This is a genomic window from Bradyrhizobium sp. (genome assembly GCF_016213215.1).
Taxonomy (GTDB): domain Bacteria; phylum Pseudomonadota; class Alphaproteobacteria; order Rhizobiales; family Xanthobacteraceae; genus Bradyrhizobium.
Genome location: NZ_JACRAW010000134.1, coordinates 57,110 through 70,086 on the forward strand (window position 1 = coordinate 57,110; position 12,977 = coordinate 70,086).

Below are 12,977 nucleotides of genomic sequence, written 5' to 3' on the forward strand. Positions count from 1 at the left end.
ACCGCTGTTCTACTTCGCCAGTATTAACGAAGAAGCATTGTTCGTACGGCTTTGTGGGCGCGGCAGGGCAGGAGTAAGGCGGTCGGCTGAGAACTGGATCAAGACTAACCCGGGCGGGTTCCCAGGGTTCCTACCGGGATTGATCGGGTTCCGACGGCTTGAATTTGCCGCGTTTTCGGTGAAAAGCAGAACGATGAAATTCGGGGGTGACGGCATCGTTCGATTCCGGCGCAGTAGCGTGCTGCCAACGGTAATTCTTGCCGCGCTCGTTTTCCTTGGCGGTGATCGCGCCTCAAAGGCTCAGTTCTTCTCCGATCGTCCGCCGCCAGTGCCGCCGGCTGCCGTGCCGGATCCCGGCGCCGCCGTCAGTCTCGCCCCGCCGTCGGGCCCGGCCGCCGGCCCGAGCCTGCCGCCGACACTGACCCAGCCAGCGCCTACGCTCGCCCCGCCTTCCGTCGCAACCGTGCCGCCGCCAGCCCCGATCGGCGCCGCCGCGCCGGGGCAGGCTGTGCTCTCCTTGTCCGCGCGCTATGGCAAGGATCTGCCACCGATCACCAGCGGCCTGGTCTGGCGGGTCTTCGCCGACCGGCCGGATGAGACCGGCACCTTCAAAATGATCCGCGAGGATCGCACCGCCACGCCGAACATCGTGCTGTCGCCCGGCAACTATGTGGTCCACGTCGCGTTCGGACTGGTCAGCGCAGTCCGTGCAGTCAGCCTGAAGTCCGAGACAGACCGCGAATCATTCGTGCTGCCGGCCGGCGGCCTGCGCATCGAGGGCCGCGTCGGCACCAGCAAGATCCCGCAGAACCAGATATCGTTCACAATCTACAAGGGCAGCCAGTTCGAGGCGGGCGAGCGGGCCGCGCTGGTGCCGAACGTCGCCGCGGGCGACGTCGTGCTGCTGCCGGAAGGCACCTACTACATCAACTCCAATTACGGCGACGCCAATTCGGTGGTGCGCTCGGATATCCGGGTGCAGGCGGGCAAACTGACCGACGTCACCATTACCCACCGCGCCGCCGTCATCACGCTGAAGCTGGTCAGCGAAAAGGGCGGCGAGGCGCTCGCCAACACCGCCTGGTCGGTGATCACGCCGGGCGGCGACGTCATCAAGGAATCAATCGGTGCCTTCCCGCGCGTCGTGCTGTCCGAAGGCGAGTACCGCGCCATCGCCAAGAACGAAGGCAAGGTCCACGAGCGCTCTTTCAACGTCGTCAACGGCGTCGACGGCGAGGTAGAGGTGGTGGCGCGCTAATCTAGAATCGCCGCTTTAGGGCAACCTCGGCGAGGCTGATCACTTCAGCTTCGGGCTGCTTGCTGGCGGCGCGCGCATTGCTCTCGATACGGCTGCACAGCTCCTCGACCTCCGCCTGCGAGATCTGGTGGGCATTCAACCTCACCTCGATCAGCGCCATGCGCAGCAGGCGGACCGCGAAGTCGAGCCCAAGATCGTTTGCCGCTCCGATCTGATCCTGGATTGCCCGGATCAGCGACTCGACAGCGTGCTTGTCAGTAATTCCCATCGAATTGTCCTGCAAAAGCGCGTAGTGAACTTTGGCTGTCGATCCAGTCGCGCGACGTCGTGACATCGGCATAAAGACCGATGAGTTGGACCACAGTTTCGTGAACTCTCGTTGCCTCGAGGCCGGCAAGGCCGCGGCTCGCTGACGCGTCCGACAAGAAGGTTACCCTGTGCCCGCGGTGAAACGCCTCCAGCGCGGTCGCAAGGCATGCACCTTCGCCCGAGAAACCGGCCAGGACGAAGTGACCGCCGCAGGCCGCCATCGCATTCGAAAACTCGGGATTCGCGTAGCACGACGGCTTGCTTCGCTCGAATACCATCTCCGATGTGAGGGGCTCGAAGCCGGGGATCCAGTGCGAGTAGGACAGGACAGGATTGAAAAACGGGGAACTGCCCACCATGCGCAGGAAAGCGACCGGAATACCGATCCGACGGGCGTGGGCGAGGATCGCCCTGCAGTTCTCGAGCGCGGGATCGAGTTTCGGGATCGAAAACAATCTCGGCGACGCGATGTATTCCTGCTGCAGATCGAGAAGGACCAGCGTGGGAATGAGCGGGATATTCGCATAAGCTCGCAAATTGATGACATTTTTCATCGTTTGCACGCTCCGCCCTTGGCGCTCGCGCCGCGGCTTGCCGAGCGGTCCAGGATACCCGGCTGGTCCCATTTGCCTTCAGGGCGCATGAGGACGTAGGGGTCCATGCCCAGAGCGATCGCCTGCGCGTCCGGCTCCGGATCGATCACGATTTCGATGTAGGCGTGATCAGAGAAGAAGAACTCGGGCCTGCCTTCGAGGGGCCGCCACCCCATGTTGACGTAATATTGCAGGAGGTCCTTCTGCGCGCGGCCGTAGACGCTGCGGTAGCCCTTCATTCGGCACAGCTCGACGCCGGCGCGCATCAACCTGGTACCGAGCTGCCGGCTGCGAAACTCGTGGCGCACAGCCAGCCGTTCGAGCTTGGCGAAATCGGCGAAGTAGCGGACCCTGAGGCACCCCACCGGCTCCTTGCCGACATATCCGATGAGGTGGCTCGCGCAGAAATCGTTGCCGTCGAACTCTTCCTCGTAGGGACAGTCCTGCTCCGCGACGAAGGTGGCGCTGCGGACCGACACCACACGCATGAAGTCTTCGATGGAACGCACGAGCGTGATCGAAACTGTGTCGTCGTCCGCACCTGTAAAATCGTCGTAGATGGGCCGGCTCTCTCCGACGGAAGCCCCGCGCGGATACATGTGCAGATGCGGCGCCTCCTTGCCCCTGAAGCGTGCGCCGCGCTTGAAGCCCAGGCCTTCGATCAGCCGGGCGCCCTCGATGGTCACGGCCCGCGCCAGGAGCGGTGCATCGCGATAGAGGCGGGTCCAGGTCTTCTCGAACGCAAGGGGCACGCCGCCGGCGATCAGGCCCGGTGCATAGGCGCCCCAGACGTAAATAGCGGCGGGCTTCTGGTGCTGGCGGGTAAGGTATTCAAAAGGTGGATTTGTCCCGTCGAATTGTCCGCTCATCAGGCGGTCAGCGCCTTCCTCGTTCAGCATCAGGAAGGCGAGATAGCCCTCGGCGGCGGTCTCGCCGGCGGCGTACCGCTCCCGTCTTGCGATACCCCAGAGGCTGTCCGGGTTGTGCCGGGCGACCCGGTGCACGACCTCATTGGTGGCGCCGCCGCCCATGACGCGACGTGCGCGCGGGATCAGCTCTTCGAGGTCCTGGAAAGTGGCATTGAACACGACCAGCCGCTGGGCAAGGTTCATCGCACCGGGCCCGTCAAGACCGTATTTGGCCGGACTCGGATAGCCTGACACTAGTGCTTGTGCCGCTCGGGTCGTATTGCGATCGTGAATTGTCATCGCTCGCTCCGGTTGCCAAAGCTCCTCGTCTCTGGAACATTAGCCCGCAGGGGGAAGCCCGTATGCCTACAATTCCGAACCGGGGTGGTCCGGAAAAGGAACACGCCAAGCTGGGAGTCGCGGTCGGCGGACCCGATTGGGAGGCTATTCGTGCTTTCCTGGAACTCGCCCGGTGTGGGAGCATCCGGTCCGCAGCGGAGCGGATGGGACTGTCAGCCAACGCGCTGCGGCGGAAAATCGACGATCTCGAACGCGCGCTTGGAACGGTGTTGGTGACGAGGCACGTCGATGGAGTTCGCCCGACCGCTGAAGGCGAGGAAATTCTGCTTGCGGCCAAGCGTATGGAAGATGCCGCATTCGGGCTGGTAAGAACCCGCAACCGCCAGGTTCCGGCGATGAGCGGCAAGGTGCGCATCGGGATCACCGAGGCCTTCGGCACGTTTTGGCTCGGTCCGCGCCTGGTCGATTTCCAGCGCGCCTATCCACAACTGACCATCGACCTGATGTGCGCGATGCGCAACGCCGACGTGCTCCGGCTGGAGGCGGATATGGCCGTTCAGCTTACGCGCCCGAACAACCCCGACATGAAGGGTGTTCGGCTTGGCCGCATCCATTCCATGCTCGCTGCGGCTCCTTCCTATCTTTCGATCTACGGGACGCCGAAGAGCGTTGCCGATTTGCGCAAGCATCGGCTCGCGCTTCAGTTCGCCGAGCAGACCAGGACCGAGGAGCTGGTGTCGGGCCTTTTTCCCGACATGGAGCTGAGCGAGCTCGTGAAGTTCAGCACCAACAACAGCACCGCGCTGCTTTGGGCGATCATCAAAGGTGCCGGCATTGGATGGTCGCCGACCTACATCCACGTCATGGGACCGAAGATGGTGCCGCTGGACATCGGCGCGGTCTTTCCATTCGATGTCTGGCTGACCTATCACCCCGATGCCGCCCGTGTTCCGCGCGTGCGGCGGCTCATCGACTGGATCATCGAGAACTTCGACCCGAAGGTTTTTCCGTGGTTCAAGGACGAGTTCGTCCACCCGCGGGACCTGCCGGCCCAGTATCACGGGCCGCCGCTGGTCAACCTGTTCGAAGGCATCAGTTGGGACAAAACCAATAATACGAGCGGAACCTGAAGCTGCGGACCTGAACCGGGCCGCGGCGCTAGGGATGTGACCCACTCGTCAACGTGCCGGCGGGGCTCGGCCGTAATGAAGATCTCACGTTCGGCAGTTTTGCCAGGCAGGCGGATCAATCAGCAGCCGCGGCAGATGCTGTGCAGCTTGTCGAGCATTCGCTCGCGTTCCTTCATCACGGCTTGGGCGGCTTTGGGGCTGAGCTTGGAGAGGGGTATTCGCCCGCCTCTTGAGGCGCCTCGCGCTGCATAGGGTCGGGTGGGAGCGGGCGGGGTACTGATACTGGGCGGCATCACCGGGGAGATATTTGGCGGCTTGATCGCAGGCGTCTTTGCCGCGTTGCCGATGCCGCTGGGATCGTTCACCGAACCGTTGAGCCCCCCTGCGTTCGCGGGCCCTGGTGGAACGCCGCTCACGCCCGCGTCCTGGGCCAGCGCGCCGGGCGTGGCAAGAAGGCCGAGGACCCAAACGAGGAACACCATCCGTCGGAGCGGCTGGCGCAAAAAAATCGAAGCAAGCTGCGTCGGAATCACAACTCGATTATCCTTTTCGTCCTGCTCAAGTGAGAACTTGCAAGCAGTAGCGGCCGTTCCAGGTGTGGTGGTGGTATCCGACGGAGCAGAATTCAACCTGCGCCCGCTGAAGCAAGTTCCGTGGTTGGTCAGTCGATCGCTTTTCAACATTCGGCTCATCGTTCCCTGCCGGTGCAACGGTACGATTGCGAGCATTTGGCCGAAGCGCTCGGCCCGTCGTTTGAACTGGTCGAGGTGAGAACGGAGTCTCGCGGGACGCCGTGGAGTTCGTCCCAGTCGTTCCAGTTCAGCCGCTTTAGAAGGCGCGCCTAAGCGCGATGGGATTAGATCTAATCGCGATCGCGCTTTGGATTACTGATTGAGCACGGTCTTTCGAAAACCGGCGCCCACTTTTCCGGATCATGCTCCGGATCGCGGCGTCAGAAGCGCGTGACGATTTCCGACAGAAGCGGCCGCGGACGATCCTCGGTCGGTTTGGTCGCCTTGCCAATGTAGATGAGGCCGGCGAGCTTTTCGTCCGCCTTCAATCCAAGCCCCGTCAGTACGTCGCGGTCGAACGCGAACCAGCCGGTCAGCCAGGCGGCGCCATAGCCGAGTGCGGTTGCCGCGTTGACCATGTTCATGGCGCTTGCGCCCGCGGACAGCTCCTGCTCCAAGGCCGGCACTTTCGGGTGCGGCTTGGTGAAGCTGACCACTCCGATCACGAGCGGTGCGTCGGTGAGCCGCCGCCTTTCGACGTCGACCTCGGCGGCGGTGGCCTGGGGATGCTTCTCTGCAAAAACCTGCGCGATCACTTCGCCGGCGCGCTCGCGCGCATCACCCTCGAACACGATGAAACGCCAGGGCACGAGCCTGCCGTGGTCCGGCACTCGCGCGCCGATGGTCAGGATGGTCTCGAGTTCGGCCGGCGAGGGACCAGGCCCGGTCATGTCGCGCGGCTTCACCGAGCGGCGGGTTTTCAGAAGTTCGAGGGCGTCGGGCAAGGGCTTCTCCATCCAGAGATCCGCGGGCGGGCAGCTTCAGGCGCCCGCTGCCGCCCGCGCCCGCTTCACATCCGGCGGGGTCGCCTCATCGACCAGCGCGGCCAGCGCTTCCGTCGTCGGCATCACCTTCTGCCCATCGCTGCCGAGGCGGCGGACGGAGACCGAGTGCGTCTCTGCCTCTTTCTTGCCAACCACGAGCAGGGCGGGGATCTTGGCCAACGAGTGCTCCCTGACCTTGTAGTTGATTTTCTCGTTGCGCAGGTCGAGTTCGACCCGCAGGCCGGCCTGACGTGCGGCGGCCGCGACCCTCTTGGCGTATTCGTCGCCTTCAGAGGTGATGGTCGCGACCACCGCCTGCATCGGCGCGAGCCACAGCGGAAAATTCCCGGCGTAGTGCTCGATCAGGATGCCGATGAAGCGCTCCATCGAGCCGCAGATCGCCCGGTGCACCATGACCGGCGCCTTCTTCGAGCCGTCCTGGTCGATGTAGAACGCCCCGAACCGCTCCGGCAGGTTGAAGTCGACCTGGGTAGTGCCGCACTGCCAGTCGCGGCCGATGGCATCGCGCAGCACATATTCGAACTTGGGGCCGTAGAAGGCGCCTTCGCCCGGATTGATCGCGGTCTTGATATTGCTGCCCTGCGACTGGATTTCCTGCAGCACCGTCGCCATCACGCGCTCGGCGTGGTCCCACATCTCGTCGGTGCCGACGCGCTTATCCGGCCGGGTGGAGAGCTTGACGGTGAGGTCGCCGGTGAAGCCGAAATCGGCGTAGGTCGACAAGATCAATTCGTTGATCTTCAGGCACTCGTCGGCAAGCTGGCTCTCGGTGCAGAAGATATGGGCGTCGTCCTGCGTGAAGCCGCGCACCCGCATCAGGCCGTGCATCGCTCCCGACGGCTCATAGCGATGCACGACGCCGAATTCCGCAAGCCGCAACGGCAGCTCGCGGTAGCTCTTCAGGCCATGCTTGAAGATCTGCACGTGACCCGGACAGTTCATCGGCTTCAGCGCGAACCAGCGCTTGTCCTCCGCCTCGTCGCCGGCGGATTGCGCGGCGAACATGTTCTCGCGATACCAGTCCCAGTGACCGGAGGTCTCCCACAACGCCTTGTCGAGGATCTGCGGCGCATTGACCTCGCTGTAGTCGCTGGACAGGCGCCGGCGCATATAGGAGATCAACTGCTGGAAGATGGTCCAGCCCTTGGGGTGCCAGAACACGACGCCAGGGCCTTCTTCCTGGAAGTGGAAGAGGTCGAGCTCGCGGCCGAGCCGGCGATGGTCGCGCTTCTCGGCCTCCTCGATCTGCTTGAGGTAAGTATCCAGCTCTTCCTGCTTGGCGAAGGCGGTGCCGTAGATGCGCGTCAGCATAGGGTTGTTGGAATCGCCGCGCCAGTAGGCGCCCGCCACCTTCATCAGCTTGAAGGCGCCGCCGATCTTGCCGGTCGAGGTCATGTGTGGGCCGCGGCACAGATCGAACCAGTCGCCCTGGAAGTAGATCTTGATCGGCTCGTCGCCGGGAATGGCGTCGACCAGTTCGACCTTGAAGGCCTCGCCCTTGTCGCGGAACACCTGCTTGGTCTTTTCGCGGTCCCAAACCTCTTTGGTGAACGGTCTGTCGCGGGCGATGATCTCGCGCATCTTCTTTTCGATCGCGTCGAAATCTTCCGGCGTGAACGGCTCGTTGCGGAAGAAGTCGTAGTAGAATCCGTTCTCGATCACCGGACCAATCGTGACCTGGGTGCCCGGCCACAGCGTCTGCACGGCTTCGGCGAGCACGTGTGCGCAGTCGTGCCGGATCAGTTCGAGCGTGCGCGGATCCTCGCGGGAGATCAGCTCGATCCTCGCATCCTCCGTGATCGGATCGTTGAGATCGACAAGCGCGCCATCGAGTGCCATGGCCACCGTTCGCTTGGCGAGCGAGGGCGAGATGCCCTTGGCGATCTCGAGGCCGGTCGTGTCCCTGGGAAATTCGCGCTGGGCGCCGTCAGGGAAGGTGAGGGTGATCTTCAGCGGCTGAGTGGCGGGTTTCAAATTGGTGATGCTGTACTGAAATCCGGATTCGGACTTGTGGTCGGTCATGAAGGTCTCCGTAAGCTCACTCCTGCGAACGAGCGCAGGTAAGCGGGGAAGAAGCGGTATATCAGGCGATTCGGCCTCTGCAATCCTGCAACCGGGGAATCTTCCGCGAATCTCTGCTCCGGAATCAGGCAGATCATACCGGCCAAATGACGACAGTGGCGCTGCCGCTCGCGCCGGCGCAAAACGGGTACCCTGAAGTTGCGCACCTCCTTACGCAGTTTCTTGCATTGGTTCCTTCGAAGTTGCAGGGGGTTGAGTTCTGGGGCGCGCAGTTCAGGAAAGCCCCGTGCGATCACTCGCGGATGCGCCCCACTTCGATTTCACCGAGTCAACGCCGGAACCAGGTGGCGTCGGACGTTCCCGCACCGGCAGAATCTCGAACGACGGGCTGCCGCTCGCGCTGGACAGTCTGCTGGCCACCTGTCACCGGCAAGAACGATGAGCGTCGGCTCGCGCGAGGAGATCGGAGAATAGAGTCACAGGGTCTTTCTTCCTGTGCCGATGTGGCCTACATGCATTTGCATGGAAAGTGCTCCCGCCAACCGCTTCGCCCCCACCGCCCTGATGCTTGGAAACGTCGTCACGGGTTGCTCGGTGTTGGCGCCGGCGGGGATGCTGCCTGAACTGTCGGCGGGATTGGACGTCAGCATCCGCACCGCAAGTCTTCTGATCACTTTTGGTGCTGTCATGCTGTGCGTCGGCTCGCCCCTGGCGGCCTGGCTGACCAGCCGGATCGAACGCCGCACCCTGCTTGCGGCAACGCTCGCATTACTCGCCCTTACCAATATCGCGTCGGCGCTTGCGCCCGATTACACCAGCTTGCTCGTCATCCGCCTCGTGATGCTGGCGGTAGGCGCGCTGTATACTCCGCAGGCCGCAGGCACTGCGGCGTTGATCGTGCGGGCGGAAAAGCGCGGCAGCACCATCGCCTATGTCTTCCTGGGCTGGTCGGTTGCGGCTGCGGTCGGCCTGCCGATGATCACCTTTATCGCCAGCCGCTACGGCTGGCGCGCCGCTTATGGCGAGATCGGCGTAATCGCCTGCATCAGCTTCGTGCTCCTGGCCTGGCGGCTGCCGGCCAGGCTTGAGGGCACGCCCGTCGAGCTGAAGACCTGGGGCGAGGTCGGCCGCAATCGCATGGTGGTGCTGCTACTGGCAGTCACGGTTCTGCAGATGTCCGGCCAGTTCGCGGTGTTCACCTTCATGGGTCCGCTCCTGAAGAAGCTGACGGACGCGAGCCCCGACGCGATCGGCCTGGTGTTCGCGCTCTACGGCGTGTTCGGCTTCATTGGAATTGTGGTCGCAACCCGCATCGTTGACAGCTGGGGCGCCTACAGGACCTCGGTGTTGTTCACGAGCCTGGTGCTCGCCGGAATTGCCGGATGGGCGCTCAGCGCCGGCAGCTACGCCTTGATGGTCGTCTCGGTTGCAGTTTGGGGGGCGGGATTTGCCGCCACCAATTCGATGCAGCAGGTGCGGCTGGTCGCGGCGGCCCCAGTGCTGGCGCCGGTGACCGTCTCACTCAACACGTCCGTGCTCTACATCGGCCAGGCCGTGGGCTCGGCGGTCGGCGGAGCACTGTTTGCGCGCGGGCTGCTGCATGCCATCGGTTTCGTGGCGGTTGCCTTCCTGGTCCTGGCGCTGACCACGGTTTTCCTGACCAGGCCGCGGGCCGTTGCGGTTGCGCCGGCCGCATAGGCCTTTACCGTGTTTAACGCTGGCGGGAGCTTGGCAAACCGATCGGGACGGCGCTAGAAACGCCTTTCGGGAAGCGATCGGTGCTTTCGGCAATCAACGAGAGTAAACTGAGATGAGAATGATATTGGCGCTTGTCGCAGTGCTTTATTCGGCCGCCGCTCTCGCTCAAACCGACAAGCCACCCATGGTGGGGGACAAGCCGCTGGTCCAGATCAAGCCGCGCGCGGCCGCCGCGACAGGCAAGACGGAAGCGGCGGCGCCAAAGGGCAAACCACAGTCGACCGCGGTGAGGTTGCAGGCCTGTCTCGAAATCGACGACGGCACCAAGGACCGGCTCAATTGCTACGATGCGGTGATCGCGCCACAGCCGAAGCCGAAGGCGCCGAAGGCCAAAGGCGTTGCCGACTGCCGCTTCTTCAAGGAAGAAGACGAGCGGCTCGCCTGCTTCAACGGCTTTGCCGAGAGCATCCCCAAGCTGCCGAAGAACTGATCGCTTCGCGACCGCGGTATGTCGTGCAATCTATGGCGAGATGGCTAGCGGCTCGTCGATGACGGGGTGCGCGCCGCAACCCTTGTCAGCGCCATGGTGGGCGTTGCGGCCATTTTGACCAGCACGTCCTTGACCGGATTCCGGGTCCACGCGACGGTGACGTAGTCGCGATGGGTGATGCCTTCGCCCGTTTCGACGAAAACCGCGCTGCCGGGGCGCAATGGTCCGTCCATCTCCTCCGAGACCGGGACACCTTTCTCCTTCAGCAGGCTCATCAGTTCCCGCGTGCGCCGCGCGGTGTAGTGGGTGTAGGAGCTGACCAAGAAACTGTTCCGGTGGCTCTCGATCCATGAGGCGAACTTGTCGAGTTCGCCATAGACCGCGTCCAAGAGGACCACGCCGCGCACGCGATCGCTGATGCCGCCGACCTCGAGACTCCAGGCCGTCGGCAGGAAACCGCCGCTATAGCCGACGATGACGACCGGCATGGTGGCGAACGTCCTGGCCGTGCCGGGATCGCCATACAGACGGGCGAGATGCTCGGCGGATTCGGCCATGAAACGCTTGAAGCCACCCGGTTGCCAGAACTTGCCGGCGCTGGAATCGGCGGCAGCGACCGCCATCTGCGGCGCCAGCAGCACCGCGTTCGCTCCCGAGTCCGAAATCTGCTGCGGCACCAGCTGCCGGTCGCGCACGTCGCGCTCCAGTGTCGCGCCGTTGCCGTGGAAGAACACGACGATTACGCCCGGCTTGCGCGCGTCGAAATGCTCGGGCACGTGCACCAGCACCCGGTTGTCATTGTAGGTCTCGTCCTGCCAGTAGATGCGGCCGGAATAGCTGCGATGGCCGCGACGATCGCCCTTGGAAATGTTGAGGAACGGCGCGTCGGAGGCAGGGTTGTTGCCGTAATAGGGGAAGGCGGAGGACTTCATGCTGACCAGCGCGGTCAGGTCTTCGCGGGCTGCGGGCCGCCTATAGGGGACTTGCGGCTCCAGCGAGGCGACCTTGTACGGCGCTGGTTCGGTCCGCACGGCGCGCTTGGGCGTGAAGTCCGCCATCTGCCGCTGCAGCAGGTGCTCGCTCGCGCTCGGGTAGCGGTCCCTGAACTGCGGCGCCGGGAAGCGATCCTCGAAGGTGTCGCCGCTCGCAACTCTCGAGTTTGTCTTGGCGTCGACCTGGGAGTTCGCGGCCAGCATCGACGGGGTCGGCGCCTGACCGCATTGAACCAAAACGAAGGAGAGCGGCACGAAGATCGAGACGATGCCAAGCCACCGGGCAACACGCCTGATGCGCCCAACAGGAGGCGCGTCCTGCGGCCCCGCTCGGTCATTACAGGCACGCGTCTGGAATTTCGGATCGACCCCGACCATTCACCCCAATGTCCCAAGTCCAGCAGCAAATTGCAGACAATTAAGCGTGCTGGTGTTTAGGTAACGTTAAGTGTCCGGAACAACTCCCCAAATCCGGAACACTCAACAAGAGCATCAAATCGTGTCGCCATTATGGGAGGCTATCACCCTTTGGGCGCGAGAGGCAGCCGGGAGCTGGCGGGAGAAGGTATGCTGATACCGATTTTGATCTGCCTCATTTGCTCCGTGTTAACCTTGCTTGAATGGATGCTGTTGAATCTGCACCATGCGCGAACGGCGCACGCCTGAGGTACGGACCCAAATGACGGCATCAGAGACGGGAAGCTCGGCTTGGCCTGGCCGGCTTCCTGGCAGCGGGTCCACGGTCTCGCTCCTTGTTGCGACCGCGATCGTCGTCGCCGACATGGTCGGCGTCGGCGTGTTCACCAGCCTCGGCTTTCAGGTCAAGGACATCCCCTCTGGGTTCTCGATCCTGCTGTTGTGGACGGTGGGGGGCATCGTCGCCCTGTGCGGCGTGTTCTCCTACAGCGAACTGGGCGCAATGTTTCCCCGCTCAAGCGGGGAATACAATTTTCTGAGTCGCGCCTACCATCCGGCCTTCGGCTTCCTCGCCGGCTGGGTCTCCGCTACCGTCGGGTTCGCGGCGCCGGTCGCGCTCGCCGCCATGGCCTTCGGTGAATACGGCAAGTCGGTATTTCCGGGCGCGCCGCCGATGGCGCTCGCGATCGGCGTTGTCTGGCTGGTGTCGATCGTGCAACTGGCCGGCGTCAGGCAATCCAGCACGTTTCAGCTGGTCTCGACGATCTTGAAGGTCGTTCTGATCGTCGCGTTCCTCATTGCCGGCTTCGTCGGCGGCGTGCCGCAACCGGTTTCGTTCGCCCCCAATGCCGCCGACCTCAGCCATATCGCCAGCGCGCCGTTCGCCATCGGGCTCGTCTTCGTCATGTATTCCTTCTCGGGGTGGAATGCCGCGACCTACATCATCGGCGAAATGCAAACGCCGCAGCAGAACCTGCCGCGTTCGCTGATGGCGGGGACACTGATCGTGATGGTGCTGTACGTGGCGCTCAACGCCGTGTTCCTGTACACCACCCCGATCGACAAGCTCGCCGGTCAGCTCGACGTCGCGAGCATCGCCGGTACTGCCATATTTGGCGAAATCGGCGGCCGCGTCGTTGGAGCGATGATCTGCATCGGGCTGATCTCCTCGATCAGCGCCATGATGTGGATCGGCCCGCGTGTGATGATGACCATGGGGGAGGACATCTCGGCGCTGAAGGTATTCGCGCGCAAATCGGTCAGCGGCGCTCCGGCCTATGCGAT

General features: G+C 63.4%; 12 protein-coding genes. 5 read left to right on the top strand and 7 right to left on the bottom strand.

Annotated features, from left to right (window positions below):
• Positions 1 to 193 precede the first annotated feature (193 nt).
• Positions 194 to 1,258 (top strand): hypothetical protein, encoded by a 1,065-nt coding sequence (locus HY852_RS22075; RefSeq protein ID WP_291607011.1) that lies wholly within the window; start codon positions 194 to 196, stop codon positions 1,256 to 1,258.
• 1 nt (position 1,259) lies between these two features.
• On the opposite strand, the gene HY852_RS22080 is transcribed toward HY852_RS22075, so the two are convergent.
• From HY852_RS22080 to HY852_RS27985, 3 genes are read right to left on the bottom strand one after another with little or no spacing between them, the layout of a single operon-like run.
• Positions 1,260 to 1,526 (bottom strand): hypothetical protein, encoded by a 267-nt coding sequence (locus tag HY852_RS22080; RefSeq protein ID WP_291607012.1) that lies wholly within the window; start codon positions 1,524 to 1,526, stop codon positions 1,260 to 1,262.
• On the bottom strand, positions 1,513 to 2,121 hold the full coding sequence (locus HY852_RS22085) for an isochorismatase family protein (RefSeq protein WP_291607013.1): 609 nt from the start codon (positions 2,119 to 2,121) through the stop codon (positions 1,513 to 1,515). The genes HY852_RS22080 and HY852_RS22085 overlap by 14 nt, the downstream gene beginning before the upstream one ends.
• Positions 2,118 to 3,368 (bottom strand): GNAT family N-acetyltransferase, encoded by a 1,251-nt coding sequence (locus tag HY852_RS27985; RefSeq protein ID WP_367116398.1) that lies wholly within the window; start codon positions 3,366 to 3,368, stop codon positions 2,118 to 2,120. Before HY852_RS27985 ends, HY852_RS22085 begins: the two co-directional genes overlap by 4 nt.
• Positions 3,369 to 3,430: 62 nt before the next feature.
• Here HY852_RS27985 and HY852_RS22095 point away from each other — a divergent pair, with 62 nt between their 5' ends.
• On the top strand, positions 3,431 to 4,498 hold the full coding sequence (locus tag HY852_RS22095; protein ID WP_291607014.1) for a LysR family transcriptional regulator: 1,068 nt from the start codon (positions 3,431 to 3,433) through the stop codon (positions 4,496 to 4,498).
• Positions 4,499 to 4,617: 119 nt separating this feature from the next.
• Here HY852_RS22095 and HY852_RS22100 read toward each other — a convergent pair whose 3' ends face one another.
• The 3 genes from HY852_RS22100 to thrS all read right to left on the bottom strand — a co-directional run bounded on the left by HY852_RS22100 (position 4,618) and on the right by thrS (position 8,096).
• Complete coding sequence (locus HY852_RS22100; RefSeq protein WP_291607024.1) at positions 4,618 to 5,181, bottom strand: hypothetical protein; 564 nt, start codon at positions 5,179 to 5,181, stop codon at positions 4,618 to 4,620.
• Positions 5,182 to 5,450: 269 nt separating this feature from the next.
• Positions 5,451 to 6,014, bottom strand: a complete 564-nt coding sequence (locus HY852_RS22110) for a nitroreductase (RefSeq protein WP_291607023.1) — start codon at positions 6,012 to 6,014, stop codon at positions 5,451 to 5,453.
• A 36-nt stretch (positions 6,015 to 6,050) separates the two neighbouring features.
• Positions 6,051 to 8,096: a threonine--tRNA ligase gene (gene thrS / locus HY852_RS22115; protein WP_291607015.1), complete on the bottom strand. Its 2,046-nt coding sequence runs from the start codon at positions 8,094 to 8,096 to the stop codon at positions 6,051 to 6,053.
• Between the two features lie 522 nt (positions 8,097 to 8,618).
• On the opposite strand from thrS, the gene HY852_RS22120 reads away from it, so the two are divergent.
• Complete coding sequence (locus HY852_RS22120; RefSeq protein ID WP_291607016.1) at positions 8,619 to 9,794, top strand: MFS transporter; 1,176 nt, start codon at positions 8,619 to 8,621, stop codon at positions 9,792 to 9,794.
• Between the two features lie 112 nt (positions 9,795 to 9,906).
• A complete protein-coding gene (locus HY852_RS22125; protein ID WP_291607017.1) occupies positions 9,907 to 10,284 on the top strand; it encodes a hypothetical protein in 378 nt (125 codons plus the stop codon).
• 44 nt (positions 10,285 to 10,328) lie between these two features.
• Here the strand turns inward: HY852_RS22125 and HY852_RS22130 are convergent, their stop codons facing one another.
• Positions 10,329 to 11,654: an alpha/beta hydrolase gene (locus tag HY852_RS22130; RefSeq protein ID WP_291607018.1), complete on the bottom strand. Its 1,326-nt coding sequence runs from the start codon at positions 11,652 to 11,654 to the stop codon at positions 10,329 to 10,331.
• 301 nt (positions 11,655 to 11,955) lie between these two features.
• On the opposite strand from HY852_RS22130, the gene HY852_RS22135 reads away from it, so the two are divergent.
• Positions 11,956 to 12,977 (top strand): APC family permease (locus HY852_RS22135; RefSeq protein ID WP_291607019.1); only part of this gene is annotated, 1,022 nt, incomplete at its 3' end.

Coding starts and splice junctions, on each gene's coding strand:
- HY852_RS22075 (WP_291607011.1), top strand. CDS start 194: ATGAAATTCGGGGGTGACGGCATCGTTCGATTCCGGCGCAGTAGCGTG.
- HY852_RS22080 (WP_291607012.1), bottom strand. CDS start 1,526: ATGGGAATTACTGACAAGCACGCTGTCGAGTCGCTGATCCGGGCAATC.
- HY852_RS22085 (WP_291607013.1), bottom strand. CDS start 2,121: ATGAAAAATGTCATCAATTTGCGAGCTTATGCGAATATCCCGCTCATT.
- HY852_RS27985 (WP_367116398.1), bottom strand. CDS start 3,368: ATGACAATTCACGATCGCAATACGACCCGAGCGGCACAAGCACTAGTG.
- HY852_RS22095 (WP_291607014.1), top strand. CDS start 3,431: ATGCCTACAATTCCGAACCGGGGTGGTCCGGAAAAGGAACACGCCAAG.
- HY852_RS22100 (WP_291607024.1), bottom strand. CDS start 5,181: ATGTTGAAAAGCGATCGACTGACCAACCACGGAACTTGCTTCAGCGGG.
- thrS (WP_291607015.1), bottom strand. CDS start 8,096: ATGACCGACCACAAGTCCGAATCCGGATTTCAGTACAGCATCACCAAT.
- HY852_RS22120 (WP_291607016.1), top strand. CDS start 8,619: ATGGAAAGTGCTCCCGCCAACCGCTTCGCCCCCACCGCCCTGATGCTT.
- HY852_RS22125 (WP_291607017.1), top strand. CDS start 9,907: ATGAGAATGATATTGGCGCTTGTCGCAGTGCTTTATTCGGCCGCCGCT.
- HY852_RS22130 (WP_291607018.1), bottom strand. CDS start 11,654: ATGGTCGGGGTCGATCCGAAATTCCAGACGCGTGCCTGTAATGACCGA.